The sequence below is a fragment of the Gordonia sp. YC-XJ4 genome, from assembly GCF_059511865.1.
Genome location: NZ_CM183447.1, coordinates 5,886,555 through 5,908,237 on the forward strand (window position 1 = coordinate 5,886,555; position 21,683 = coordinate 5,908,237).

The following is a 21,683-nucleotide window of genomic DNA, read 5'->3' on the forward strand; positions in this document are numbered from 1 at the left end:
GAGGAGACCCCGATGACCGACGTGGCTCATGCCCAGGAATCCGGCGTCGCGTCGGCTCCTCGGCGTCCGGCATTGATCCTGGCGTTGCTGTCGCTGGCAGCTTTCATGGCGAGCCTGGATGTGTTCATCGTGAACGTGGCATTCGACGACATCGGACGCGACTTCCACGGCGTCTCACTGTCGGAACTGTCGTGGGTACTCAACGCGTACACCATCCTCTACGCCGCATTGCTCGTCCCCGCCGGCCGGATCGCCGACCGCTACGGACGCAAGGCAGGCTTCTTGATCGGCGTCACGATCTTCACGCTCGCCAGCGCGGCATGTGCTGCCGCTGAAGGTATTTGGTGGTTGGTCGCTTTTCGCGCCATCCAAGCGGTCGGGGCCGCGATCCTGACCCCGGCAAGCCTCGGGCTCGTCGTCGCCGCCATGCCGACGGAGGTCCGCGCGCGATCGGTGCGGATCTGGGCCGCGACCGGTGCAGTGGCCGCGGCCCTCGGGCCGGCCGTCGGCGGTGTACTGGTGGAGGCCTCCTGGCGGTGGGTGTTCCTCGTCAACCTGCCCGTGGGCGTGCTCGCGCTCGTCGGGGGCGCGGTGTTGCTCCCGCGATCGCGCAACGAGGCCGCCGAGCACCTGCCGGACCTTCTCGGTGCCGGTTTGCTCGCAATCACCATCGGCGCGTTGACCCTCGGCCTCGTCGAGGGGCCGACCTGGGGCTGGACCGACGGCCGGATTCTGCTGGCGTGGGCCGTCACCGTCGTCGGACTGATCGGTTTCCTGATCAGTTCGGCACGACACCGAGAACCGGTGATCGACCCGAACCTGTTGCGCGTGCGCGCATTCTCCTTCGCCAACATCACCGCCGTGCTCTTCTCCATCCCGTTCGCCGGTGCGCTGCTCGCGAATATCCTCTGGATGCAGCAGGTATGGGGGTACTCGGCCATCAAGACCGGATTCGCGGTCTCTCCCGGACCACTGATGGTCCCGATCTTCGCCGCCGTCGGGCACCGGCTCACCGCCCGGATTCCGGTCGGCGTGGTCATCGCTGCCGGATGTGCACTGTTCGGCCTCGGTGGTCTGCTGATCTCGCTGTCGATCTCGTCCACACCCGCCTACGCGACGGCACTACTGCCGGGCTGGCTGATCGGCGGCGTCGGTGTGGGCCTGGCGCTGCCGGCGATCCTGTCCTCGGCAACCGCGGATCTGCCTGCCACACAGTCGGCGACGGGCAGCGCCGTGGTCAACATGAGTCGCCAGATCGGGATGGCGTTGGGTGTGAGCGTCCTGGTCGCCATCATCGGCAGTCCCGTCGGCTACGACGCCGTACATGCGGTCTTCCAGCACGCATGGTGGACACTGGCCGTGGTCGCGGCAGCGGGTGCGATCACGGCATTCGGGATGACGCCTCGCCAGGGTGGCTCCGAGGCGTAGCGGGTAGAGACATCCGAGAAATCTTCCCGTCGCGGGCGGTGACCCGGCGACGAACCTCGAGACCGCCGACGCCGATGCGGTAAGGGCGCAGTACGAATACAGATTCCACATGAGCGGACGAAAACCCCGATTTTTCGGGGTCAAGCACCGCTCACGTGGAATCTGTATTCGTAGTCGGCGATGGTGGGGTGCCGCGGGCAACGCTATTAGGCTCACCCACGTGCCCGCCGCCGAATATCACGAGATCGCCCGCACCCGAGACCGGGTGCGGCTGGCGGTGCAGGTGCGCGGGTCCGGGCCGACGCTGCTACTCCTGCCCGGGCAGGCCAACAATCACCACTGGTGGGATCGCACCCGCGGCGACTTCGACGCCCACCACACCACTGTCACCTTCGACTATCGCGGGACCGGCGCAAGCGGTTCCGGTGGCGAACGCTACAGCACGCGATTGTTCGCCGAAGATGCTCTGGCGGTGATGGATTCGCTCGCCATCGACAAGTTCGCGGTGTACGGCACGTCGATGGGCGGTCGTGCCGCGCAGTTCCTGGCGGCATCGGCACCACGTCGAGTGCGCCGGCTGGTCCTCGGATGCACCACGCCCGGTGGGGTTCATGCCGTCGAACGAGACGAGTCGGTGCGTCGTGCCCTGGCCGGTCCGGACGCAACCGCGGCGCTGCTGGATTACATGTATTCGCCGCAGTGGCGTGCCGCCAATCCCGGCCCGTATCACGTACTCGGCGATCCGGACATGTCCGACGCCGACCGGCGGGCGCATCTGCTGGCGAGCAATCGACACGATGCGTGGGCGGTCCTGCCCGACATCGCGAGCCCCACCCTGATCCTGCACGGCACCGACGACCAGATGGCGCCGGTGGCCAACGCCGAGATACTCGCCGAGCGCATCCCCGACGCCCGCGCCCACGTTCTCGATGGCGCACGACACGCCTACTTCGACGAATACCGTTCGCAGACAGTGCCTCTCGTTCTGTCCTTCGTGACCGGCTAGGCTGGGTGCCATGCGTTTCGGCATCTGCATCCTGCCCGATCTGACCTGGCGAGAGTCGCGCCCCCGGTGGCAACGCGCCGAGGAGATGGGCTTCGATCACGCCTGGACCTACGACCACCTGGTCTGGGGTGGCCTGCCCGACTCCCGCTGGTTCTCCTGCATCCCGACCCTGACCGCCGCCGCGACCGTCACCCGACACATCGACCTCGGTGCGTTCGTCGTCTCCCCCAACTTCCGCCATCCGGTCGCGTTCAGTCGCGAGGTCGCCACCCTGGTCGACATCTCCGACGGCCGCTTCCTGCTCGGCCTCGGTGCCGGCGGGACCCCCGACGACACCGTCCTCGGCGGCGACCGCCTCCCACCCAAGCAACGCGTCGACCGCTTGCAGGAGTTCACCCTGCTGCTCGACCGCACCCTTCGTGACGATCACGTCGATGCCGACGGGCAGTATTACCGCGCCCGTGACATGCGCCTGGTCGGCGAACCGGTACGGCCGCGCGTGCCATTTCTGTTGGCGGGCAACGGTCCCCGATCGGTGCGCTTCGCCGCACGGCACGGCGACGGCTGGATCACCACCGGCACGCCGTCGGAGACCGTCGACGACTGGTTCGACGGGATCCGCGCGAGCTGCGATGTGCTCACCGAGACGCTCGGCAAGGACCGGATCACCGAGGAGTTCCCGCGCTACCTGAGTCTCGACGCCTCGCCGCGCAACGCTCTGGAGAGCATCGACCTCTTCGACGAAATGGTCGGACGCGCATCGTCTTTGGGATTCACCGACGTCATTGTGCATTGGCCGAGATCCTCGGAGCCCTACCTGGCTCCCGACCACGTCCTCGACGAGGTTGCCGCCCGACTGCAACCCGGGCGTACCGACACCGTCGATGTGACAGACTGAGTGGCCATGAGCAAGGGCACACCGATAGCGGGCAGGGTCATCGCCATCACCGGCGGCGCAGCGGGCATCGGACGCGAGATCGCCCGGCACCTCGCCGACGCCGGGGCACGGGTGGCCATCGGCGATCGCGACCTTGACGGTGCGCGTGTCACGGCGAGTGAGATACCAGGCGAGGCACATGCTTTCGCGCTCGATGTCACCAACACCGAGTCCTTCGAGGCCTTTCTCAATGCGGTCGAGTCGTCCGTCGGACCGATCGACGTCCTGGTGAACAACGCCGGGGTCATGTGGGTCGGCCCCTTCGACGCCGAGACCGATGCGGCAGCCGACGCGATGCTGGCGGTCAACCTGCACGGCGTGATCCGCGGGGTCCGACTCACCGCGCCGCGGATGCGCCACCGCGGACACGGCCACATCGTCACGATCGCTTCTGCCGCTTCCAAACTCGCCCCTCCCGGCGAGGCGACGTATGCCGCGAGCAAGCACGGCGTGCTCGGCTACCTGACCGCAGTCCGTGAGGAACTCCGCGGCTCCGGGGTTCTCCTGACCGCCGTCATGCCGACCGTCGTCGACACCCAACTCGCTGCGGGCACGGCGACCGGTTCGGCAGCCATGCTGCAGCCGGCCGACGTCGCCGCCGCCGTCGTCGCGGCGATCGAGAAGCCGCGCTTCGAGGTGACCCTGCCGTCCTTCGTGGGTCCCGCGGTGCGGGCGGCAGGGCTGCTCCCGCAGGCGATACGAGATCTGTTGATGCGCCGGATGGTGCCCAACCAGGTTGATGCGGTGCGCAATTCGACGACGCGAGCCGAGTACGAAGCCAAGGCGCTGGGCGACTAGGGCACCCCGACACCGGTGGCGATCCGAAGTTGTTCGGGGTCACGCCCGTTGGCGGCATTCATGTCGCATCGCACCGTTCCGTAGCCCTCCGGCAGGCCGTGCCCGTAGCCGTCTCCGTTGGTGTACTGGTGTGCGATCATCTGTCTGCGCAGATCGTCGGTGCCGGCCGGGAACCTCGGAAGGGCCCCGTAGGACGGGATGACGAAGCCGATCGGTGGCCGCACCCGCCAGATGCGTGCGTCATTCGGGTTGAGGTAGCCGATGACGCGGCGGGGCCGGCCGTCGATGTGCGGCCCGCGCCAATCACCGAGTCCCCACACCAGACGGTTGATGGAATCGCTGTTGTCGGTCCGGATCTGGCCGCCCCACGATTCCACGTCGACCATCGACACCACGTCGGGTCGGTTCTCGCCCTGCATCTCGATGTGCGTGGTCATCACGTCTCGCCAATTGGATCGGTAGACGCAGTACACGATCAGCCCGCGCAGTCGACCGGAGTCCAACCAGGAGCGGGCGATCGTCCAGTTCTCCTGGAAGTGTCGGTCCCGATAGGTCCCGTCGTTGGACCGGATGGACAGCCACCGGTACGGGTAGGAGTCGTCGAGCACGGGCTGCCATTCGGAGATGTCGGCGAACAGGATGTCGGTCATGGTCCTCCCGATTGACGGCGGTCGGGTTCTCTCGACGATCACGTATAGCCATCGATGTCGCACGGCAAACCCGCCGGGCCCCGCCCGACTCTCAGCAACTCGACAACCGGATGTCAGGAATCGGTTAGACCCAGGTCACATGCTCTGTTCATGCGACTGATCATGGGAATCCACCTGACCGACGACCAGGTGGTCGTCGTCACCGGGACGGCGGCCTCGGTCGCCGGCTCGCATCCCGGTCCACCGCACCTCTCGTCGCATCCGGCGCGGTTGTACTGGCCGCCGACCGCGGCACCGAGGTGGTCGCGTCCCGCCGACAACCCCGACGACGTCTATGGCCACTTCCTCACCCGCATCGCCGATCTGACCGCGGTGCGCACCGCGTCGGGTCGCGGCCGTGCTCCGCATCAATTGGTCACCGCAGCACTGCATGTGGCGATCGATGGCACCGAGCGCTCCGACCACGGGCACGTGGTGTCGGTGACGATCGCCCATCCCCCGCACTGGTCGGCCGAGCAGATCGGGATGCTACGACGTGCCGCGGGCCGCGCGGTCGGTGCGACCACGAGCGTGTCGGTGGTCTCCGAGTGCGCCGCGATCTCCCGTTGTGTGCGGTGGTCGGCGCAGATGGGTACCGCCGATCTCGTCGCCGACCACCCGTCGTTCCTGGGCGCGTGGGGCGCGGCGATGCTCGCCGCCACCGCCGTCACCCGGGTGCCGGTACCCACCGACCGGACCGCGCGCAGACCGGTTCGCACCGCCCCCGCGCACCGCATGGCGACGATCACCCATCCGATGCGCCACATCGTCGATTCCTCCGTCGCCGACCTGCGATTACGGTGGAACGCGCTGGGTCACGCCTGACCCGGCGCCGTTCTCACCGTCGCGAAAGGTCTCCCACATGCATTCACCTCTGGACATCGCCACCACCGGCGCGACCCAGATCTGGACGATCAACAAGCCCGAGGTCGGCAACGCGATCACCGACGTGGAGTTTGTCGAGGCCTTCGAGGCAGCGGTCGACGCCGCCAACGCCGACCTCGAGATCAGGGCGATCATCCTGACCGGGGCGGGCAAGATCTTCTCCGCGGGCGGCAATGTCAAGGAGATGGCAGACCGGACGGGCATGTTCGGCGTCGACGAGCGAGCGCAGCGACGTGCCTACGTGGCGGGTATCCAACGTCTGCCCCGTGCCCTGGCTCGCCTCGAGGTGCCGATCATCGCCGCGGTCAACGGTGCGGCCGTCGGCGCGGGCTGCGACCTGGCGATGATGTGCGACATCCGGATCGCCTCCGAGCGCGCATCCTTCGCGGAGAGTTTCGTGCAGGTCGGGCTGATCCCGGGCGACGGCGGAACGTGGTTCCTGCCGCGTGCCGTCGGATATGAGCGGGCCGCGGAGATGACGTTCACCGGCGACCGCGTGGATGCCGCGACGGCTGCCGAGTGGGGCATGGTGAGCCGCGTGGTCGGCCCCGACGCTCTCCTCGACGAGGCCCGTACGCTCGCCGAACGCATCACCAAGAACCCCGCTGAGGCGCTGCGGATGGCCAAGCGCCTGCTGCAGGAATCACGAACCAGCCCTTTGGAATCGGTCCTCGGCATGGCCGCGGCGATGCAACCCCTGGCCCATCTCTCGCCCGAGCACACCGAGCGGGTGGAGAAGTGGCGCTCCCGCTGACGACACCACGTAACCATTGACATTCTCAACGATTGCGTTCTATCGTGATCTCGATTACATCGGGCGATCGAGGAGTACACGATGCGCAATCAGGGCGTGGGCACGTGGCCGCTACGGGCCTCCCGGCAGGCGCCGGACACCGAGGCCATCGTCTTCCGTGACCAGGCGATCACCTATCCCGAACTCGACGAGCGCACCACGCGGCTCGCACACGCCCTCGCCGATCTCGGCGTCGGACGTGGCGACCGCGTCGCACTGCTCAGCGCCAACCATCCCGCGTATCTCGAGGCGCTCTTCGCGGCCGGCTTGCTCGGCGCCATCCTGGTGCCGCTCAACGCCCGGCTGACCACTCCCGAGGTCGCCTACGCCCTGACCGATTCCGGCGCCACGGTGCTGATCCACTCCGCGGCGTTGGCGGACGTGGCGATCGCGGCCGCGGCCGAAGCCGGCGCGACCACCCGCATGGTCGTCGACGGCGATCCCGACCCGGACGCCGTCGGCTACGAGACCAGCATCGCCGCCGCATCCACCGACCGCATCGATCTGCCCGTCACCCACGACGACCCGTGCTTCATCATGTACACCTCGGGAACCACCGGAAACCCGAAAGGTGTTGTCCTGAACCACGGGACGGTGACCTTCGCGGTCCTCAACCCGATCCTCGACCTCGACCTGCGCAGCGACGAGGTCGCACTGGTCGTGGCACCGTTGTTCCACACGGCCGCATTGAATTTCATCTCGCTGCCCATCCTGCTGAAGGGCGGCACCGTGGTGATCGAGGAAGGCTTCGAACCGGGCCGGGTGCTGCGGGTCATCGCCGAGCGCAACGTAACCTACGGCTTCGGGGTGCCCACCATGCTCGACGCCATGAGCTCCCACCCGGACTGGGCGTCAGCGGATCTGAGCTCCATCCGCCGCTGGATCGTCGCTGCGGCACCGGTTCCGCCCCGCACTCTGCACACCTACACCGAACGCGGCATCGCACTGTGCCAGGGCTACGGGCTGACCGAGACCGGGCCCGGTGCGCTGGTCCTCACCCCGTCGCACACCGCCCGCAAGCTCGGAAGTGCCGGTGTGCCACACTTTTTCACCGATGTTCGGGTCGTCGGTCCCGATGGGGACGAAACCGCGCCCGGGGAGCGCGGCGAGATCCAGATCCAGGGCTCCAACGTCATGGCCGGCTACTGGAATCGCCCCGACGCGACCGCCGCGGCGTTCACCGACGACGGCTGGTTCCGTTCCGGCGACGTCGGCGTCCGCGACGACGAGGGCTACATCACCATCGTCGATCGTCTCAAGGACATGATCATCTCCGGCGGCGAGAACATCTACCCGGCCGAGGTCGAGGCCGTCATCCTCTCGATGCCCGGAGTGGTGGCGTGCGGGGTGTTCGGGGTCCCCGACGACAAGTGGGGTGAGGTCGGTTGTGCGGCCATCACCCTGGCCGACGGCGCGACGCTGACCTACGAGCAGCTCGCGGCGTTCCTGGGTGAACGGTTGGCGCGGTACAAGATCCCGAAGTCGATGGTGTTGCTCGAGGAGATCCCGCGAAATGCCACCGGCAAGATCCGCAAGGACCGGTTACGGTCGATGTTTTCCGGCGCGCCCGTCCACGCCTGAGAAGGCGATGCGACGCAACAGTTCCCGTGCAGCCGCCACATCCCCCGCATCGGTGCCGGCCACGTACTCGGCGGTCACCGCGGCACTGCGCCTGCGCGCCTCGTCGCACAGCTCCGCCCCGGCCTCGGTCGCGACGATGAGCTTGTTGCGCCGGTCATTGATGTCGGTGGTGCGCTGCACCAGCTTCCGGTCCTCGAGATCGTCGACGAGAGCGACGATCTGACTGGGGTCGAGGCCCACCACGGTGGCCAGTCGACGCTGGGTGATGCCGTCGGGTTCGTCGCAGACGGCCGCGAGCGCACTGTACCCACGCACCTTCAGCCCCAGGGGCGCGATGGCGCGATTGGTCTCCTTGCTCAGCACCACGCTGGCGCGAGCCATCAAGAAGCCGAGATCGTCGTCGAGCATTCGCCGGGATGTCATGGGCCCTCCCATCGCGAGCACGTTACCACTTCCACAATCATTGACTTTCTCAATGGTTAGCGTTCTAATCGAATACGTATCCCGAGCCTGAGGAGGCAACCATGGATCTGAACGGAAAAGTCGCCGTCGTCACCGGCAGTGGGCAAGGGCTCGGTCTGGCCTACGCCCGCGAACTAGCCCGCCGCGGAGCGGCAGTCGTCGTCAACGACGTCTCGGAGGAGACCGCGCAGGCCGCCGTCGCCGCGATCACCGCCGACGGCGGCCGCGCCGTGGCAGTGGTCGCACCCGTTGGATCGACGGAGACCGCGCAGGCGCTGGTCGCCGCCGCCGTGGACACCTTCGGACGCCTCGACGTCATGGTCACCAACGCCGGCATCCTGCGCGACAAGGTGCTCTGGAAGATGACCGACGAGGATTTCGACGCCGTCATCAACGTGCATCTCAAGGGCACGTTCACGTGCGTGCGCGAGGCCGTGCTGCGATTCCGCGAGCAGGGCGACGGCGGCCGCATCATCTGCATCGGCTCGCCCGCCGGGCAGCGCGGCAACTTCGGGCAGACCAACTACTCCGCCGCCAAGGCCGGCATCGTCGGCATGGTCCGCACCTGGGCGATGGAACTGAAGAAGGCCGGGATCACCGCGAACGCCGTCTGCCCGGTCGCCGTGACCGCGATGACCGCCACCATCCCGATCTTCAAGCCGTTCATCGACGAGGCCGAGCGGACCGGCTCCCTCCCCGACGTCATCCGTCGCGAGGTCGGAATGGGCACGCCCGAGGACGTTGCCGGACTCATCGCGTTCCTCGCCTCCGATGCCGCCGCCGACATCACCGGTCAGGCCATCTCCATCGGCGGCGACCGTCTCGCTCTGTGGACGCACCCGGAATTGTCCGAAACCGCCTATCACAACAGCGGTTTCAGCGCCGAGGACGTTGCGGCGGTCTGGCCGGGCGCCTTCGCCAACCAGCTCGAGACGGTCGGCGAAAAGTTCCCCGACGAAGTACTGGCGGCCGCGAAATGAGCACCCGCTACGAGTGCGCGGTGGACTTCGATGCCATCGACGCCATCGACATCCACACCCACGTCGAGATCGACGGCTGCGGGCATCGTTCGCTCGACGACGAGTTGATGGCCGCCTCCGAGAAGTACTTCCGCTCCGGCGAAGAGCGCACGCCGGGAATCGAATCCATCGCCGAGCACTATCGGCAACGCAACATGGCGGCGGTGGTGTTCACCGTCGACGCGCACTCGGCGTCGGGCCACTCGCCGAACTCGGTGGAGGAGATCGCCGAGCGCGCAGCGGAGTTCAACGACGTCCTGATCCCGTTCGGTTCCGTCGACCCGCTGCAGGGCAAGGCGGCGGTCAAGCGCGTGCACCGGCTCGTGGACGAATTCGGCGTGCGGGGCTTCAAGTTCCACCCGAGCATGCAGGGTTTCGAACCCAACGACCGCCGGTACTATCCGGTCTACGAGGCGATCACCGAAGCCGGCGTGCCCGCACTGTTCCACACCGGGCAGACCGGAATCGGCGCCGGACTCCCCGGCGGGCACGGCATCAAGTTGCGCTATTCCGATCCGATGCTGCTCGACGATGTCGCCGCCGACTTCCCCGACCTCACCATCGTGATGGCACACCCGGCGGTGCCGTGGGTCGACGCCCAGATCTCGATCGCCACGCACAAGGCCAACGTCTACATGGATCTGTCCGGCTGGTCGCCCAAGTACTTCCCGCCCCAGTTGGTCAAGGCCGCCAATTCGATGCTGCGCCACAAGGTCTTGTTCGGATCGGACTTTCCGGTCATTCAGGTCGACCGATGGCGCAAGGACTTCGCCACCCTCGACATGAAGCCCGAGGTGCTGCCGTTGATCTTCAAGGACAACGCACTCACCGTCCTCGGCGTCAAACACTGAAACCCACCCAGAGAAGGACTCGTACCGATGACCACCGCGTCACCCACCACCACACACCTGGCCACCCTCGCCGAGCTCGACGATCTCGTCGGCACCGTCCTCGGCGTCAGTTCGTGGCTCGAGGTCACCCAGGAACGCATCAACACCTTCGCCGACGCCACCGGCGACCACCAGTGGATTCACGTCGACCCCGAGCGCGCTGTTGCCGAGAGCCCGTTCGGCGGGCCGATCGCCCACGGATACCTCACGCTGTCACTGATCATCCCGATGTGGGGTGAGGTGCTCGCCGTCGACAGCGTGACGATGGCGGTCAACTACGGGCTCAACAAGGTTCGGTTCACCAACCCCGTGCCCGCCGGCGGACGCGTGCGTCTCAAGGCGACTCTCGCCAAGGTGGAGCACCTGCCCAAGGGCGGCGTCCAGGTCACCGTCGAGGGCGTCATCGAACTCGAGAACAGTGAGCGTCCCGCCGTCGTCGCCGAGGTCGTGTACCGCTACTTCGAGTGATTTGCCGGTTTTCGCCTACATCGGCCGAACGACTTCGCACCTTTGAATGACGTCGCAGGGCAACCGGTCTGGATATTCTGCCCGGGTGAGAACGAACATCGCCGAGCCACGCCGCCGCATGGCCGTGGCCTGTGTCGCGGCGGCCGCATTCGTCGCGGTCGCCGCGAGCGCGTGCGGCACCTCCACCGCCCCGAGACCCGCCACCCCGGCGACGCCGCAGATGACGGTGGCGGCGGATGCCGCGAAAGTCGATTTCGCGTCCGCTGATTCGGCGACGATCACCCCCGGCGTCCAGACCTACACCGGCGATGCGCAATGCACCACCAACTACGTCTTCGTCGACAAATCCGGCAACGTCTACCTCGGACAGGCCGCACACTGCTCGGGAACGGGTAAGGACACCGAGACCAACGGGTGCCAGAACAACAGCCTGCCGATCGGCACCGCCGTCACCTTCAACAAGGGCGGCAACCCGATCACCGGCGTGGGCACACAGCTCGGTGCCGGCACCCTGGTCTACAACAGTTGGCTCACCATGCATCAGAAGGGCGAAACCGATCAGAACACCTGCAGTTTCAATGATCTCGCACTGATCAAGGTGAAGCCGGACGACGTCGGCAAGGTCAATCCGTCGATACCGTTCTGGGGTGGACCCACCGGCATCGACACCGACGGCACAACCCCCGACGAGAAGATCTACAGCTACGGCAGTTCGAGCCTGAAGTTCGGATTCAAGAAGCTGTCGAAGCAACACGGCGTCAGCAAGGCCGACCAACCCGCCGACAACGGCTGGTCGCACATCGTGGAGATGCGTTTCCCAGGCATCCCCGGAGACAGCGGCAGCGCCTACCTCGACGCACAGGGGCGTGCCCTCGGTGTGCTCTCCACCATCGGTCTGGCGCTACCCCCGCTCAACAACATCGGCGACATCAGCCACGAATTACAGTACGCACGAGCCAATTCCGGGATCGACGGGCTTCAGCTGGTACTCGGGACCGCACCGTTCAAGGGCGAGTAGGGGCGATCACACCTGGACCGTCACCTGGCCGGCAACGGTAGGACACAGAACTTTGACATCCTTCGAACCGACTTTCGTGCGTCCGCCGACACATACGTCGACGACGCACGCAAGGCTTTGTCTCTGTCGGTGTCGCCGGCCGCCAGTGCGTGATCGACAGCTTCCGAAAGCATTCCGTGCTCGCCGAACCACGTCGAGGCGATGCGGTGCAACTCCGAGACCTGCTCGGGCTGGTCGCGTTCGAGCCGTCGGCGCAGGAACTCCAAGAACAGCGGATGGAAGCCGAACCAGTCGCCATCGGCATCGATCCTGCGCAAGAACAGGTCTCGCGCCTCGATGTCCTCGAGCAACGCCTGCCCACGGATCTCACCGCTGAGCGCTGTCGCCAGACCCGCGCACACCTTGTCGGGGATCGACGTGGTGATCAGGAAGTGCAGGATCTCCGATGGGAGGGCACCGAGTACGTTCTCGGCGAGGAAGTCGCCGATCGCGCGGTGCCGACCGGAGATGTTGGAGATCAGCTCGGCCGGGGTGTCGCTGCCGCGCAACGAGACACAGGCGAGTTGCAGTGCGGCGACCCACCCGTCGGTGGAGTTCCACAGTTCGGTGATGTCACGGCTCTCGAGGTCGAGCCCGGAGACGTCGACGAGAAACGACCGGGCTTCGTCGGCGTCGAAACACAGTTGTGCGATGTCGATCTCGACGAGTTCGTCGAGCACGCGCATGCGGCTGATCGGCAGACGTGTCCGCGACCGGCTGGTGATCAGCAACTGCAGGTGATGGCAGCCGTGCTCGAGCAGGAAGTCCATCGACGCGACGGCCGCCGGATCGGTGACCCGATGCCAGTCGTCGACGATGACCAGCATCCGGTTTCCGCGGTCGTGGATCGCATTGATCAGCGTGGCCAGCGCATGCTGGTCGGAGTGTTCGCGTCGTTCGTCGAGCAGATCGTCGAGTCCGACGGTGACGTCGGGGTCGGTGCGTCGGATCGCCTCGATCAGATGCGTCACGAACCAGGAGGCGTTGTTGTCGTCGTCGTCGACGGTCAGCCAGGCCACCCCCACACCCTCACGGTGCAGGTATTCGGCCCACTGCGCGGCGACGGTGGTCTTGCCGTAGCCGGCCGGGCCGTGGATGAGGATGAGCCGTCGGCGTTCGCCTGCCCGCAGGATGTCCAGCAGTCGCTCCCGGACCACCTGTGCACGCGGACGCAATGGCGGCCGGAACTTCGTGGCCGGTGTCGGCGGTGCGGTATCGGTGCGCGACCTGCGAGCCGACGCCCCGGTCAGCGGATCCTGGGTGGCCTGCGCTGGGATCGCCATGTCGGCGACCGCCTGCCCGAATTGCGCCTGGATCGCCCGCAGTTCCTCGCCGTAGGCGGCCGCGCTGTCGGGACGGTCCTCGGGTACGCGGGCCATCGCGTGCTCGATCGCGCGGGACAGTTCGTCGGGGACATCGGTGGAACTCAGATCCGGGACGGGCTCACTGGCGATCCGCAGGAATTGCGCCACGACCTGCTCGCCGCTGCGTCGCTCGAACGCGGCGTGCCCGGTCAACGCGCAGAACAAGGTGGCGCCGAGGCCGTAGAGATCCGAGGCCACGGTCGGCGGATCGCCGGTGAGCAACTCGGGTGCGGTGAATGCCGGCGATCCGGTGACCATGTCGGCGCCGGTCTCGAAGCCGCCGACGATGCGGGCGATACCGAAGTCGGTGAGCTGCGGTTCGCCGTACTCGGTGAGCAGGATGTTGCCCGGTTTGATGTCGCGGTGCAGCGTGCCCGTCCAGTGCGCGGTCTCCAGCGCGCCGGCCATCTTGATCCCGAGACGCAACACGTCGGGCCAGTCGAGTGGGCCGTGCTTGCGGATGCGCGCGTCGAGCGAATCGTGCGGGTGATACGGCATGACGATGTAGGGCATGCCGCCCGGCGTCGACCCCACCTCGAGGATGTTCACGATGTGCGGGTGCCCCGACAACCGGCCCATCGCCCGCTGTTCGCGCAGGAATCGTTCCAGACTCGCTTCGTCGAGATGGTCGGTGAGGATCTTGATCGCGACGGTGCGCTCGAGGTTGGGTTGTTCGGCGCGATACACCGCGCCGAATCCGCCACGGCCGATCAACAGGGGATCGCTGAATCCGGCCGCAATGAGCTCCGAGGCGGCGTCCGGAACGACGTCTCGCTGCGTGTCCTGCGGATCGAACTCGACCATGGTGCCATCCAGCGTAGTCGGGTGTGACGCAGGACACAGTCCGAATTGGGGCGTCTACCTTCGCGGCGGAACCGGCGGCCGCCCGCACTGCACCCAGTTGCCCACGAGAACCGCGTGACACAGCACCGCGACGAGAAACCAACCCGACGCCACACCCAATCCGGTCTGCGTCGACCAGTAGCCGAGCACCGACAGCGGAACGGCGATCCCACTGACCGCGCCGGCCAGGACGCACCACCCGAATCGACGCCTTGTGGCCGCCGCTGCGGAGAGCACGGTGCCGCCGACGCCGAGCCCGATCGCGATCTGACCGAGCAGTGTCCGGTCGCCGCCGACGTCGCTGGTCACCCAGGCACCGATACTGGAGGCGGCCAGCACGACGATTGCCAGCCAGATCACCCGCACCGACCGGGGCCGCAACGGCACCTCGGCAAGCACCTGCCGCTCGATTTTGCGGAGCGAGGCCGCCAATCCCGGTTCGAGTTCCACCACCAACGCGCTTCCCCTACAGCCGGGCGAGCAGTTCGGCCTTCTTGGTTGCGAACTCCTCGTCGGTCAGGATGCCGCGCTGATGCAGACCGGCCAGCGACTCGATCGCGGCGAAGATGTCCTCGGAGCCGGCCGGAAGGTTCTGGGCCGGAGCATTCTGGGCGGGACCGTTCTGATCTGAAGGAATCTGGGCGGAGGAATACTGGGCCGAACCGTTCTGGGCTGGGGGTTCGGGCGCCGCCACCGGTGTGTCGACGATCTCCTGCCCACCGATTTCCCGCAGGCTCGAGACGTCGAAGGTGCCGTATTGGCTGGAGAAGCTCACCGAACCGGGGTACCCACCCTGTTGCTGCTGTACACCACCGATCTGGTGGTCGCCGGTGTCGAAAACCCTTGTCACACCGTTGACCTGGATGGCCAAACGCCGCGTCGCGGGGAACACCGCATAGCGGGAGTCGTTCTGTCCGCCGCTGGAGCTGGGCACCCCGAGGTCGGCGGGCCACCAGTTGTTGGCGGTACCGAAGCCGGCCCCGAACGAGCCGCCGAACGAATTGCTACTCGGCGCCGGCGGGAACACGATCGTGGTGGCGAGAAGCTGCGAGAGCTCGCTACACAGCGAGTCGACGCGGGCTTTGAGTGCGTTGTCGAACATGTTGCCGACCATCGTCATGCCGCCGCGCATCCACTGTCCCGACCCGCCGAGTTCGGGAATGGAGAACTGGGCCATGGTGCCACCGCCGCTGTTGACCGCGTACAACATCGCGAGCACCGCGTCGCGCGAGAGGCCGTACCGTGCGGCAATGTCGGCGACCGCGCCCTCTGCCTCGGGGGTGAGGGTTGCGTCCATGATGAGGCTCTTTCGTCGAGAGTGGATTCGCGTCCCGCACAGATCGTGCGGGTGAACTCCCCCAGTGTACGAGGGCTGCAGTACAAGGGCCGCACCGTCGCGGCCCTTTCTGGCCGGGTGATCTCCTGGCATGGTGGAACCATGAGTTCCGTCGATGATCTGCATGGTGACCCGCACGTCGAGGAGTACCTGAGGACCGGAGGTGAGCACGGCTATCACTGGAATGGCACCGAGATTCTCATCCTGTTCACCACGGGTAACAAGTCGGGCGAGGAACGCCGACATGCGCTGATCTTCCGTCCGTGGGGTGAGAACGCTTACCTCGTCGTCGCGTCCAAGGGCGGCACCGATGCGCCGCCGGCGTGGTTCCGGAATCTGGAGGCCAACCCGGACGCTGCGGTGCAGATCAAGGACGAGCGCTTCGCCGTGCGCGCCCGGGTCGCCACCGATGAGGAGAAGCCGCAGATGTGGGCGAGGATGGTCGAGGTGTGGCCCGACTACGATGCCTACCAGGCCAAGACCTCTCGCGTCATCCCGGTGGTCGTTCTCGAACGTGTCTGAGCGACAAGACTTCTGACGCCGGTGCAGCGGCCGCAGATGCTCGTCGCGACCCTTGTCGACCTCACGCGCGCCCTGCGGGAGTCGGCGGCTCTGCGCGAGTGCGCAGAGCGCGACGGGGTGCATCCCGACGAGTACGCCCGAACCGTGGTGTTCGGACTGGTTCTTGCGGTCGCCGAGGGCTCCGACCGTCACCTCACCGATGGTCGGTCCGCCGACCCGTTGCTCGCCTCGACGATCACCCCGATCGTGAGAGCGTTACGCGCGATCGATTGGGCCGCGCTCACCGCCGCCGACCCCGACCTCCACGTCTATCTCTACGAGCAGTTCCTACGCGTCGACGCGCCCACGCTCCGACGGTCATCCGGCACCTATTACACGCCGGTCCCGTTGGCGGACACCATGGTCCGGCTCATAGACCGGCTGCTGAGAACCCACTTCGACGCCCCCGCCGGGCTCGGTGACGATGCGGTGCGGATCGTCGACCCCGCAATGGGGACCGGCACGTTCCCTCTTGCGATCCTGCGCCTGATCGGCGCCGCCAAGGCGGGGCGACTTCACGGCGCAGAGCTGCACTCCGGCCCGTTCACCGTCGCCGAGTTCCGCATCCGAGCTCATGCACAGGGCCCGAACCTGTTCCGCGCCAACACTCTCGACGACCCGGACCGCTGGCTCGCCCTCGCCGGCGAGCGAGCCGAGCAACCGTCCGTCCGGGTCGTGATCGGCAATCCGCCCTATCGGGAGCGTGCACGCGGTCTGGGCGGGTGGATCGAGAACGGAACCGATCCGGCCACCGGGCGTCCGCCGCTCGACGCATTCCGGTTGCAGGCCAACGGCAGTACCGAGTTCGCGCTGTCCAACTCCTACATCCACTTCTGGCGCTGGGCGAGCTGGTGGGCGTTCGACACCCCGTGCGTCCAACAACCGTGCACCGAAGAAGCGTGCTCCGATCGACCGAGCCCGGGTCTCATCTGTTTCGTCACCGCCACCGGCTACCTCACCGGCCCCGGCTTCCGCGGGATGCGAGAGTATCTGCGCCGCAGAGCCTCTCACGGATGGATCATCAACCTCAGCCCCGAGGGCAAGAAACCACCCACCCGCAACGCGGTGTTCGCCATCGAGACACCGGTGTGCATCGGGATCTTCGCACGCACACCAGCAACCGATGACGACATCCCGGCCGACATCCACTACCTGGACCTCCACGGCACCAGCGCGGAGAAACTCTCCGACCTCGACACCCTGGCCTTCGACGATCCGCGGTGGAGACCGGTACGCACACAATGGCATTCGCCGTTCACACCGGCCGCCGCGAGCGGGTGGGACAACTTTCCCGAGGTGGCCACACTCATGCCGTGGCTGTCCACCGGCGTCACCCCCAACCGCAATTGGGTGAGCGCGCCGTCGGCGACGACCCTCGACACACGACTGCACACCCTCCTCGACGAGCACGACGCCGACCGCCGTTCGGTGCTGTTCAAGACCACCGACAGTCGCAGCCCGGACAGGCGCGGGGTGCGGCCGTTGCCGGGCGTTCCCCTCGACACCGCGCCGCCACTCGACGCGACCGCCTCAAACGACCACCGCGGACATCCGGTACCGGTGGAACGAATCACGTTCCGTGCCTTCGACCGTCAGTGGCTGATCGCCGACAACCGGCTGCTTGACCGCGCACGTCCGGACCTGTGGGCGGCACGCCGTCCCGGCCAGATCTTCGTCGTGGAGCAACACTCGATCCGCCCCGGTGCCGGACCCGCCCTGTACTTCAGCGCGCTGCTGCCCGACATCAACGCCTTCAACAATCGTGGTGGTCGTACGTTGCCGCGTCTGCATCCCGACGGCACGCCCAATGTGACGCCCGGTCTCGACGACGCACTGCGCACCCTCGTCGGAGCCGATGCCCGCGCCGAGGATCTCGTCTTCTACCTGGCGGCCCTCACCGGGCATCCCGGGTTCGTCGCTCACTTCGACGACGAGTTGGCGACCCCAGGCGTCCGCATCCCGATCACCGGGGACTCCGCGTTGTGGGATACCGCCGTGGAGCTCGGCCGGCGAGTGGTCGGGCTGATGACCTACTCCCCCGACGCAGTCATCGAGCTGGCCGCCCCGGGCGCCCCACCGCCGGAACAGACAGTGCCCGTGGGCACTCTGCGCCCGACGACGTTCTCCCACGACGCGCTCGCCCAGACTCTGCCCGTCGGGTCGGGACGGTGGGAGCACGTGCCGCAGGCGATCCTCGACTACCGCGTCGGCGGCATCGGCGTGGTGTCGTCGTGGCTGAAGTACCGGCTGGCCCGACCGGTCGGCAAGGTGTCCTCACCGCTGGACGAGGTGCAGGATCCCGCGTGGCCCGAACAGTGGTCGGACGAGCTGACCGAGGTGCTGTGCGCCATCGCCGCCCTCATCGCGCTCCACGACGACATGGATCACCTGCTCCGCGAGATCCTTTCCGGCCCCCTCGTCTCGGAGGCCGAGCTCACCGCGGCGGGTATGACGGCGCCGACGTCCGCGCTCGACCGAAAGCCCCGGCACTAGAGGAAATACATCGCGGTTACGACGTGGGGCCGTCGTGCGTCACGCTCGGTGCATTCAGACATCCGGACCGGTAGTAGAAGTTCTGGATGGTTGCGCTGTTGTAGCCCATGTCCGCGATCGCCGTGCTGATCATCCGGGCCGCTGCGCAGTAGCGGTGAAGGTACTGGTTCAAGCTGTAGGTTGCCGCGGCCGCGGACTTGTCGCCGATCACGTACGCGACGGCCTCGTTGTAGGTGAAGCGATTCATCGTCTGATCCCGGTAGGCCTCGGTGGCCACCTCGATATCGGTGCTGGCGTCGGTCACCGAACCGTTGAGCTGCGAGGGCGGGATTGCCTGTGCTGCACCGATTCCACCGAGCGCTGCGCCTCACGCAATGGCGATGCACACGATTCCACGCTTGACGATGGTCACCGTCTGTACTCCTTTGTCAGCAATCCGAACCACAGTCTTGACAACCTTCTCACGAAGGTCCGACAAAACGGTCACTCACAACCGGAGATGAGACCGATCGGAGGACAGCGGATCGGCTCGGCGGTTGTGCCTGACTTAGATTCCCGTGACGGCGTCGACAGGTAGGTGGTAGGCAAATTCCAACGGCTCCAACGCTTCCGGTTCGGGTCGCCACTGACCCCAACGACGTAGCCGTCCACCCGAACATTGGTAGCCGTCTTCGGTGACCTCGACGACGATCTCATCGACGACGATCAGCGACGTCACGTGGTCATCGGCATGCGATACCTCATTGCGGGTGAGGATCACCGCGTCGGCAGTCAGCATCGAGCCCTTCACTTCGACGTGCAAGTCTTCGATGCCGGGTCCGGTCGCGAGTAGGTCGTACGGCTTGCCGATGCGCTCGATCTCGGTGTAGCCCTCGGACTTGAGCAACTCGATGGCCTGGTCTTCGGCGTACACCTCGATCCGGCGCCGGAGCAGAGGGTCGACCGGTCCGCGAGCCCTGCGCACCACGCGAGCATCGGTGTCGTCGGGCGACCTATCTTGCTTGTCTTGAGCTCCGACCGCAGAGGTGAACTGTGTCGCCAACAACGGCACGGCATCAACGAGCGAGGAAGGGAACGCCACGAAGTACGTGACCGCCGCGCCGTGCAAATTCGGATCAGCCGACGATGCGTGGTCGATCTGGAACGGAAACTGCCTGTACTGCGGATCATCTCGTGTGTCGTGGTAGACATCGACGATGTCCAGCGTGCGGTCACGCAGATCGTCGAGTGTCACCGGCTCGGTAAACCAGACCATGTCGCGCAACGTGGTGGTGATTCCGTCATCGAGTACCTCCGGCGCGCCTTCGATGACCGACACTCCTCGAATCGCGTGCATCCAGTAATGCAAGACCAGGTCCCCGGGCTGCACCGTTCCAAGACGGGCGAAGGCTGGTCGCGCTGTGCCGTCCTCCTTGTATCGGTAGGCGTAGAGGTTCTCGCCGAAGCCGTCGGTGTTGCTCTCTCTGCGGATCTCCATCCAGATGCGCGGGCCCTGTGCTGCAGGAGCGGCGTCGAGGTCGATGGAGTCGATCGATGTCTGATCGACCGGCGGAATGGGACCGAGGTTGCCGCGGAAGCCGCCCGCGCGGGCACGATCGTACTTGTCGGCCTGGTCGGGGCGCGCGTCGCGAAGGTCCTCCAGGACAGTCTTCTTCGCGACGTATGCGATCTGCCATCCGTTGCCTTCATCGATGCCGACAACCGGTTGCTTGCGGAATCCCGACGTGTTCGCCCGCACATGATGCTCTAGCAGATCGAGCTGACGGCTGATCGCCTCGGGTGCTGACCCGGGTACACAGAAGTGTTCGTACGTCCGCCACCATCCGTACCGCGTAGTCATCGCGCCTCCTCGTTCCGCGTGGGTTCTCGACCACTCACGCTGTCTCACTCGGCTCGGAGTCGGACAGGTACTCCAGAGTGCTGTCGATCAGGGCGATGACGTCGACAGCGGATGCGAGGCGGAAGTCGACGTCCACGAGTGCTTCGAACCGAAGTGTGCGGTCCCCGTAGAAGCCGGGGCGCGTAGCGCGACGGCTGTTCTCCTTGCCGTTCGCCAGCGGTGCGCCGGAAAACCCGTGGCGCATGACCGCTTCCCAGTCGCCGCGTCGAGGTGGTCGACTCCGGCCTCGTGTGGAGACCATCGTCGCCAGTTCAGGCCGCGCTGAGTGCAGATGCCTGTGGAGAGGCTCAAAGTCCAGTTGGTCTTCCATCGTGCAGGCGAGATCGTAGGCTGCGCGTCGCAGACTTTCATCGACCGACTTCCCTGCCTCCGGATCGAAATCGACGCCGAACCTCAGTTCTCCGGTGAGCCTGTTCTCGCGCCAGCGAACCTCGGCAATGAAGTAGCGACCCTCGTGTTGGCTGCGGATGCGCGTCCATGCCTGGACGAAAGCCAACCCTCCGCTGCCACTGGATACCAGGGCTCGTGCATACGGATGCCGTGTGGCGAGATCCACTTCCATCCGACGAGTGACCACGCGAGCCAAGAACTTGTGAGTCAGCGACGACAGAGGGAGTGCGTCGGGATCGGTTCGCGGAGTGAACACCCCAACGACCAAGTCGTCCCAGCCCTGCAGGACCGAGGTGACTTCGCCGGCGATCACCCGCGCAGTCTCGTCGGCCACGTATTGCCACGAACCGAAGAGCTCCCTCAGGCTCAGAAACTTCCAGCGCTCGGAGCCCAGGTTGCTGAGGCGATCGCGGTCGGAGCTCAACGCGGCAAGATACAGCGTCGGTGCCCCGGGCAGGGCTTCGTACTTGCTCTGCTGTGACTGCCCGAGGATGTGTCCCAGCTTCACCTCAATGACGGCGCGCCCGCCGTCATCCGCCGTCAGCAACAGATCGGCGTTGTTGGCCGTGGGTTCCTCACGCGTGACCTCGGTCGGTTCGAATCCGACGAACTGCTGCCACGGCGAGCGGTCGCGATCGCTGAGGAGCTGAAGCATGTCGGAGAGCGACGGCTCGTAGGCGACGATGCGCTCCATTCCCCTACCGGCGGTCCACGTCGAATCCGTCATGTCAGACATGGTGGCACGGGTGTTCCTAGGCGAACGGCGATTCCTCCGACCGACCG

General features: G+C 66.5%; 20 protein-coding genes and 1 pseudogene. 13 read left to right on the forward strand and 8 right to left on the reverse strand.

Annotated elements, in window-relative coordinates; all coding sequences use genetic code 11:
• Window positions 1–12 precede the first annotated feature (12 nt).
• The 4 genes from AC5ZH6_RS26440 to AC5ZH6_RS26455 all read left to right on the forward strand — a co-directional run bounded on the left by AC5ZH6_RS26440 (window position 13) and on the right by AC5ZH6_RS26455 (window position 4,169).
• Window positions 13–1,428 (forward strand): MFS transporter, encoded by a 1,416-nt coding sequence (locus AC5ZH6_RS26440; RefSeq protein ID WP_006368750.1) that lies wholly within the window; start codon window positions 13–15, stop codon window positions 1,426–1,428.
• Between the two features lie 220 nt (window positions 1,429–1,648).
• The gene (locus AC5ZH6_RS26445) at window positions 1,649–2,434 is read left to right on the forward strand and encodes an alpha/beta fold hydrolase (protein WP_020173087.1); all 786 of its coding nucleotides are present in this window, start codon (window positions 1,649–1,651) and stop codon (window positions 2,432–2,434) included.
• Window positions 2,435–2,444: 10 nt separating this feature from the next.
• Window positions 2,445–3,332: an LLM class flavin-dependent oxidoreductase gene (locus AC5ZH6_RS26450; RefSeq protein ID WP_006368752.1), complete on the forward strand. Its 888-nt coding sequence runs from the start codon at window positions 2,445–2,447 to the stop codon at window positions 3,330–3,332.
• A gap of 6 nt (window positions 3,333–3,338) precedes the next feature.
• Entirely contained in the window at window positions 3,339–4,169 is an 831-nt protein-coding gene (locus AC5ZH6_RS26455; protein WP_170320181.1) for an SDR family oxidoreductase, read from the forward strand.
• Here AC5ZH6_RS26455 and AC5ZH6_RS26460 read toward each other — a convergent pair.
• A complete protein-coding gene (locus AC5ZH6_RS26460; RefSeq protein WP_006368754.1) occupies window positions 4,166–4,819 on the reverse strand; it encodes a hypothetical protein in 654 nt (217 codons plus the stop codon). The genes AC5ZH6_RS26455 and AC5ZH6_RS26460 overlap by 4 nt on opposite strands.
• A gap of 150 nt (window positions 4,820–4,969) precedes the next feature.
• Here AC5ZH6_RS26460 and AC5ZH6_RS26465 point away from each other — a divergent pair, with 150 nt between their 5' ends.
• The 3 genes from AC5ZH6_RS26465 to AC5ZH6_RS26475 all read left to right on the forward strand — a co-directional run bounded on the left by AC5ZH6_RS26465 (window position 4,970) and on the right by AC5ZH6_RS26475 (window position 8,117).
• A complete protein-coding gene (locus tag AC5ZH6_RS26465) occupies window positions 4,970–5,683 on the forward strand; it encodes a hypothetical protein (protein WP_006368755.1) in 714 nt (237 codons plus the stop codon).
• Window positions 5,684–5,720: 37 nt separating this feature from the next.
• Window positions 5,721–6,497 carry a crotonase/enoyl-CoA hydratase family protein gene (locus AC5ZH6_RS26470; protein WP_006368756.1) on the forward strand — a complete coding sequence of 259 codons (777 nt, stop codon included), beginning with the start codon at window positions 5,721–5,723 and terminating at the stop codon, window positions 6,495–6,497.
• 81 nt (window positions 6,498–6,578) lie between these two features.
• A complete protein-coding gene (locus AC5ZH6_RS26475; protein WP_006368757.1) occupies window positions 6,579–8,117 on the forward strand; it encodes an acyl-CoA synthetase in 1,539 nt (512 codons plus the stop codon).
• Here the strand turns inward: AC5ZH6_RS26475 and AC5ZH6_RS26480 are convergent.
• Window positions 8,079–8,540: a MarR family winged helix-turn-helix transcriptional regulator gene (locus tag AC5ZH6_RS26480; protein ID WP_006368758.1), complete on the reverse strand. Its 462-nt coding sequence runs from the start codon at window positions 8,538–8,540 to the stop codon at window positions 8,079–8,081. The two genes, AC5ZH6_RS26475 and AC5ZH6_RS26480, sit on opposite strands and share 39 nt — an antisense overlap.
• A gap of 101 nt (window positions 8,541–8,641) precedes the next feature.
• Between AC5ZH6_RS26480 and AC5ZH6_RS26485 the strand changes: the two genes are divergently transcribed.
• The 4 genes from AC5ZH6_RS26485 to AC5ZH6_RS26500 all read left to right on the forward strand — a co-directional run bounded on the left by AC5ZH6_RS26485 (window position 8,642) and on the right by AC5ZH6_RS26500 (window position 11,974).
• Window positions 8,642–9,559 (forward strand): SDR family oxidoreductase, encoded by a 918-nt coding sequence (locus tag AC5ZH6_RS26485; RefSeq protein WP_006368759.1) that lies wholly within the window; start codon window positions 8,642–8,644, stop codon window positions 9,557–9,559.
• Window positions 9,556–10,449 carry a 4-hydroxyphenyl-beta-ketoacyl-CoA hydrolase gene (gene couO / locus AC5ZH6_RS26490; RefSeq protein WP_006368760.1) on the forward strand — a complete coding sequence of 298 codons (894 nt, stop codon included), beginning with the start codon at window positions 9,556–9,558 and terminating at the stop codon, window positions 10,447–10,449. Before AC5ZH6_RS26485 ends, couO begins: the two co-directional genes overlap by 4 nt.
• A 27-nt stretch (window positions 10,450–10,476) precedes the next feature.
• Entirely contained in the window at window positions 10,477–10,956 is a 480-nt protein-coding gene (gene couM / locus AC5ZH6_RS26495; RefSeq protein ID WP_006368761.1) for a p-hydroxycinnamoyl-CoA hydratase, read from the forward strand.
• Window positions 10,957–11,074: 118 nt separating this feature from the next.
• Window positions 11,075–11,974, forward strand: coding sequence for a hypothetical protein (locus AC5ZH6_RS26500; protein ID WP_006368762.1), 900 nt, complete (start codon window positions 11,075–11,077; stop codon window positions 11,972–11,974).
• A 122-nt stretch (window positions 11,975–12,096) separates the two neighbouring features.
• Here the strand turns inward: AC5ZH6_RS26500 and AC5ZH6_RS26505 are convergent.
• The 3 genes and pseudogenes from AC5ZH6_RS26505 to AC5ZH6_RS26515 all read right to left on the reverse strand — a co-directional run.
• Window positions 12,097–14,181, reverse strand: a pseudogene (locus AC5ZH6_RS26505) (serine/threonine-protein kinase PknK); the annotation flags it as partial.
• Window positions 14,182–14,235: 54 nt separating this feature from the next.
• Window positions 14,236–14,673: a hypothetical protein gene (locus tag AC5ZH6_RS26510; protein ID WP_496168014.1), complete on the reverse strand. Its 438-nt coding sequence runs from the start codon at window positions 14,671–14,673 to the stop codon at window positions 14,236–14,238.
• 13 nt (window positions 14,674–14,686) lie between these two features.
• On the reverse strand, window positions 14,687–15,517 hold the full coding sequence (locus tag AC5ZH6_RS26515; RefSeq protein WP_006368767.1) for an SHOCT domain-containing protein: 831 nt from the start codon (window positions 15,515–15,517) through the stop codon (window positions 14,687–14,689).
• A gap of 141 nt (window positions 15,518–15,658) precedes the next feature.
• On the opposite strand from AC5ZH6_RS26515, the gene AC5ZH6_RS26520 reads away from it, so the two are divergent.
• Window positions 15,659–16,078, forward strand: a complete 420-nt coding sequence (locus AC5ZH6_RS26520) for a nitroreductase family deazaflavin-dependent oxidoreductase (protein ID WP_006368768.1) — start codon at window positions 15,659–15,661, stop codon at window positions 16,076–16,078.
• Between the two features lie 21 nt (window positions 16,079–16,099).
• The gene (locus AC5ZH6_RS26525) at window positions 16,100–18,610 is read left to right on the forward strand and encodes a type ISP restriction/modification enzyme (protein WP_006368770.1); all 2,511 of its coding nucleotides are present in this window, start codon (window positions 16,100–16,102) and stop codon (window positions 18,608–18,610) included.
• Between the two features lie 16 nt (window positions 18,611–18,626).
• Here AC5ZH6_RS26525 and AC5ZH6_RS26530 read toward each other — a convergent pair whose 3' ends face one another.
• The 3 genes from AC5ZH6_RS26530 to AC5ZH6_RS26540 form a co-directional block, all read right to left on the reverse strand.
• On the reverse strand, window positions 18,627–18,914 hold the full coding sequence (locus AC5ZH6_RS26530) for a hypothetical protein (RefSeq protein WP_006368772.1): 288 nt from the start codon (window positions 18,912–18,914) through the stop codon (window positions 18,627–18,629).
• Between the two features lie 243 nt (window positions 18,915–19,157).
• Entirely contained in the window at window positions 19,158–20,450 is a 1,293-nt protein-coding gene (locus AC5ZH6_RS26535) for a protein NO VEIN domain-containing protein (protein WP_006368773.1), read from the reverse strand.
• Window positions 20,451–20,484: 34 nt separating this feature from the next.
• Window positions 20,485–21,594 (reverse strand): hypothetical protein, encoded by a 1,110-nt coding sequence (locus AC5ZH6_RS26540; RefSeq protein WP_020173081.1) that lies wholly within the window; start codon window positions 21,592–21,594, stop codon window positions 20,485–20,487.
• Window positions 21,595–21,683 lie beyond the last annotated feature (89 nt).

Coding starts and splice junctions, on each gene's coding strand:
- AC5ZH6_RS26440 (WP_006368750.1), top strand. CDS start 13: ATGACCGACGTGGCTCATGCCCAGGAATCCGGCGTCGCGTCGGCTCCT.
- AC5ZH6_RS26450 (WP_006368752.1), top strand. CDS start 2,445: ATGCGTTTCGGCATCTGCATCCTGCCCGATCTGACCTGGCGAGAGTCG.
- AC5ZH6_RS26455 (WP_170320181.1), top strand. CDS start 3,339: ATGAGCAAGGGCACACCGATAGCGGGCAGGGTCATCGCCATCACCGGC.
- AC5ZH6_RS26460 (WP_006368754.1), bottom strand. CDS start 4,819: ATGACCGACATCCTGTTCGCCGACATCTCCGAATGGCAGCCCGTGCTC.
- AC5ZH6_RS26465 (WP_006368755.1), top strand. CDS start 4,970: ATGCGACTGATCATGGGAATCCACCTGACCGACGACCAGGTGGTCGTC.
- AC5ZH6_RS26470 (WP_006368756.1), top strand. CDS start 5,721: ATGCATTCACCTCTGGACATCGCCACCACCGGCGCGACCCAGATCTGG.
- AC5ZH6_RS26475 (WP_006368757.1), top strand. CDS start 6,579: ATGCGCAATCAGGGCGTGGGCACGTGGCCGCTACGGGCCTCCCGGCAG.
- AC5ZH6_RS26480 (WP_006368758.1), bottom strand. CDS start 8,540: ATGACATCCCGGCGAATGCTCGACGACGATCTCGGCTTCTTGATGGCT.
- AC5ZH6_RS26485 (WP_006368759.1), top strand. CDS start 8,642: ATGGATCTGAACGGAAAAGTCGCCGTCGTCACCGGCAGTGGGCAAGGG.
- couO (WP_006368760.1), top strand. CDS start 9,556: ATGAGCACCCGCTACGAGTGCGCGGTGGACTTCGATGCCATCGACGCC.
- couM (WP_006368761.1), top strand. CDS start 10,477: ATGACCACCGCGTCACCCACCACCACACACCTGGCCACCCTCGCCGAG.
- AC5ZH6_RS26500 (WP_006368762.1), top strand. CDS start 11,075: ATGGCCGTGGCCTGTGTCGCGGCGGCCGCATTCGTCGCGGTCGCCGCG.
- AC5ZH6_RS26515 (WP_006368767.1), bottom strand. CDS start 15,517: ATGGACGCAACCCTCACCCCCGAGGCAGAGGGCGCGGTCGCCGACATT.
- AC5ZH6_RS26520 (WP_006368768.1), top strand. CDS start 15,659: ATGAGTTCCGTCGATGATCTGCATGGTGACCCGCACGTCGAGGAGTAC.
- AC5ZH6_RS26535 (WP_006368773.1), bottom strand. CDS start 20,450: ATGACTACGCGGTACGGATGGTGGCGGACGTACGAACACTTCTGTGTA.
- AC5ZH6_RS26540 (WP_020173081.1), bottom strand. CDS start 21,594: ATGGAGCGCATCGTCGCCTACGAGCCGTCGCTCTCCGACATGCTTCAG.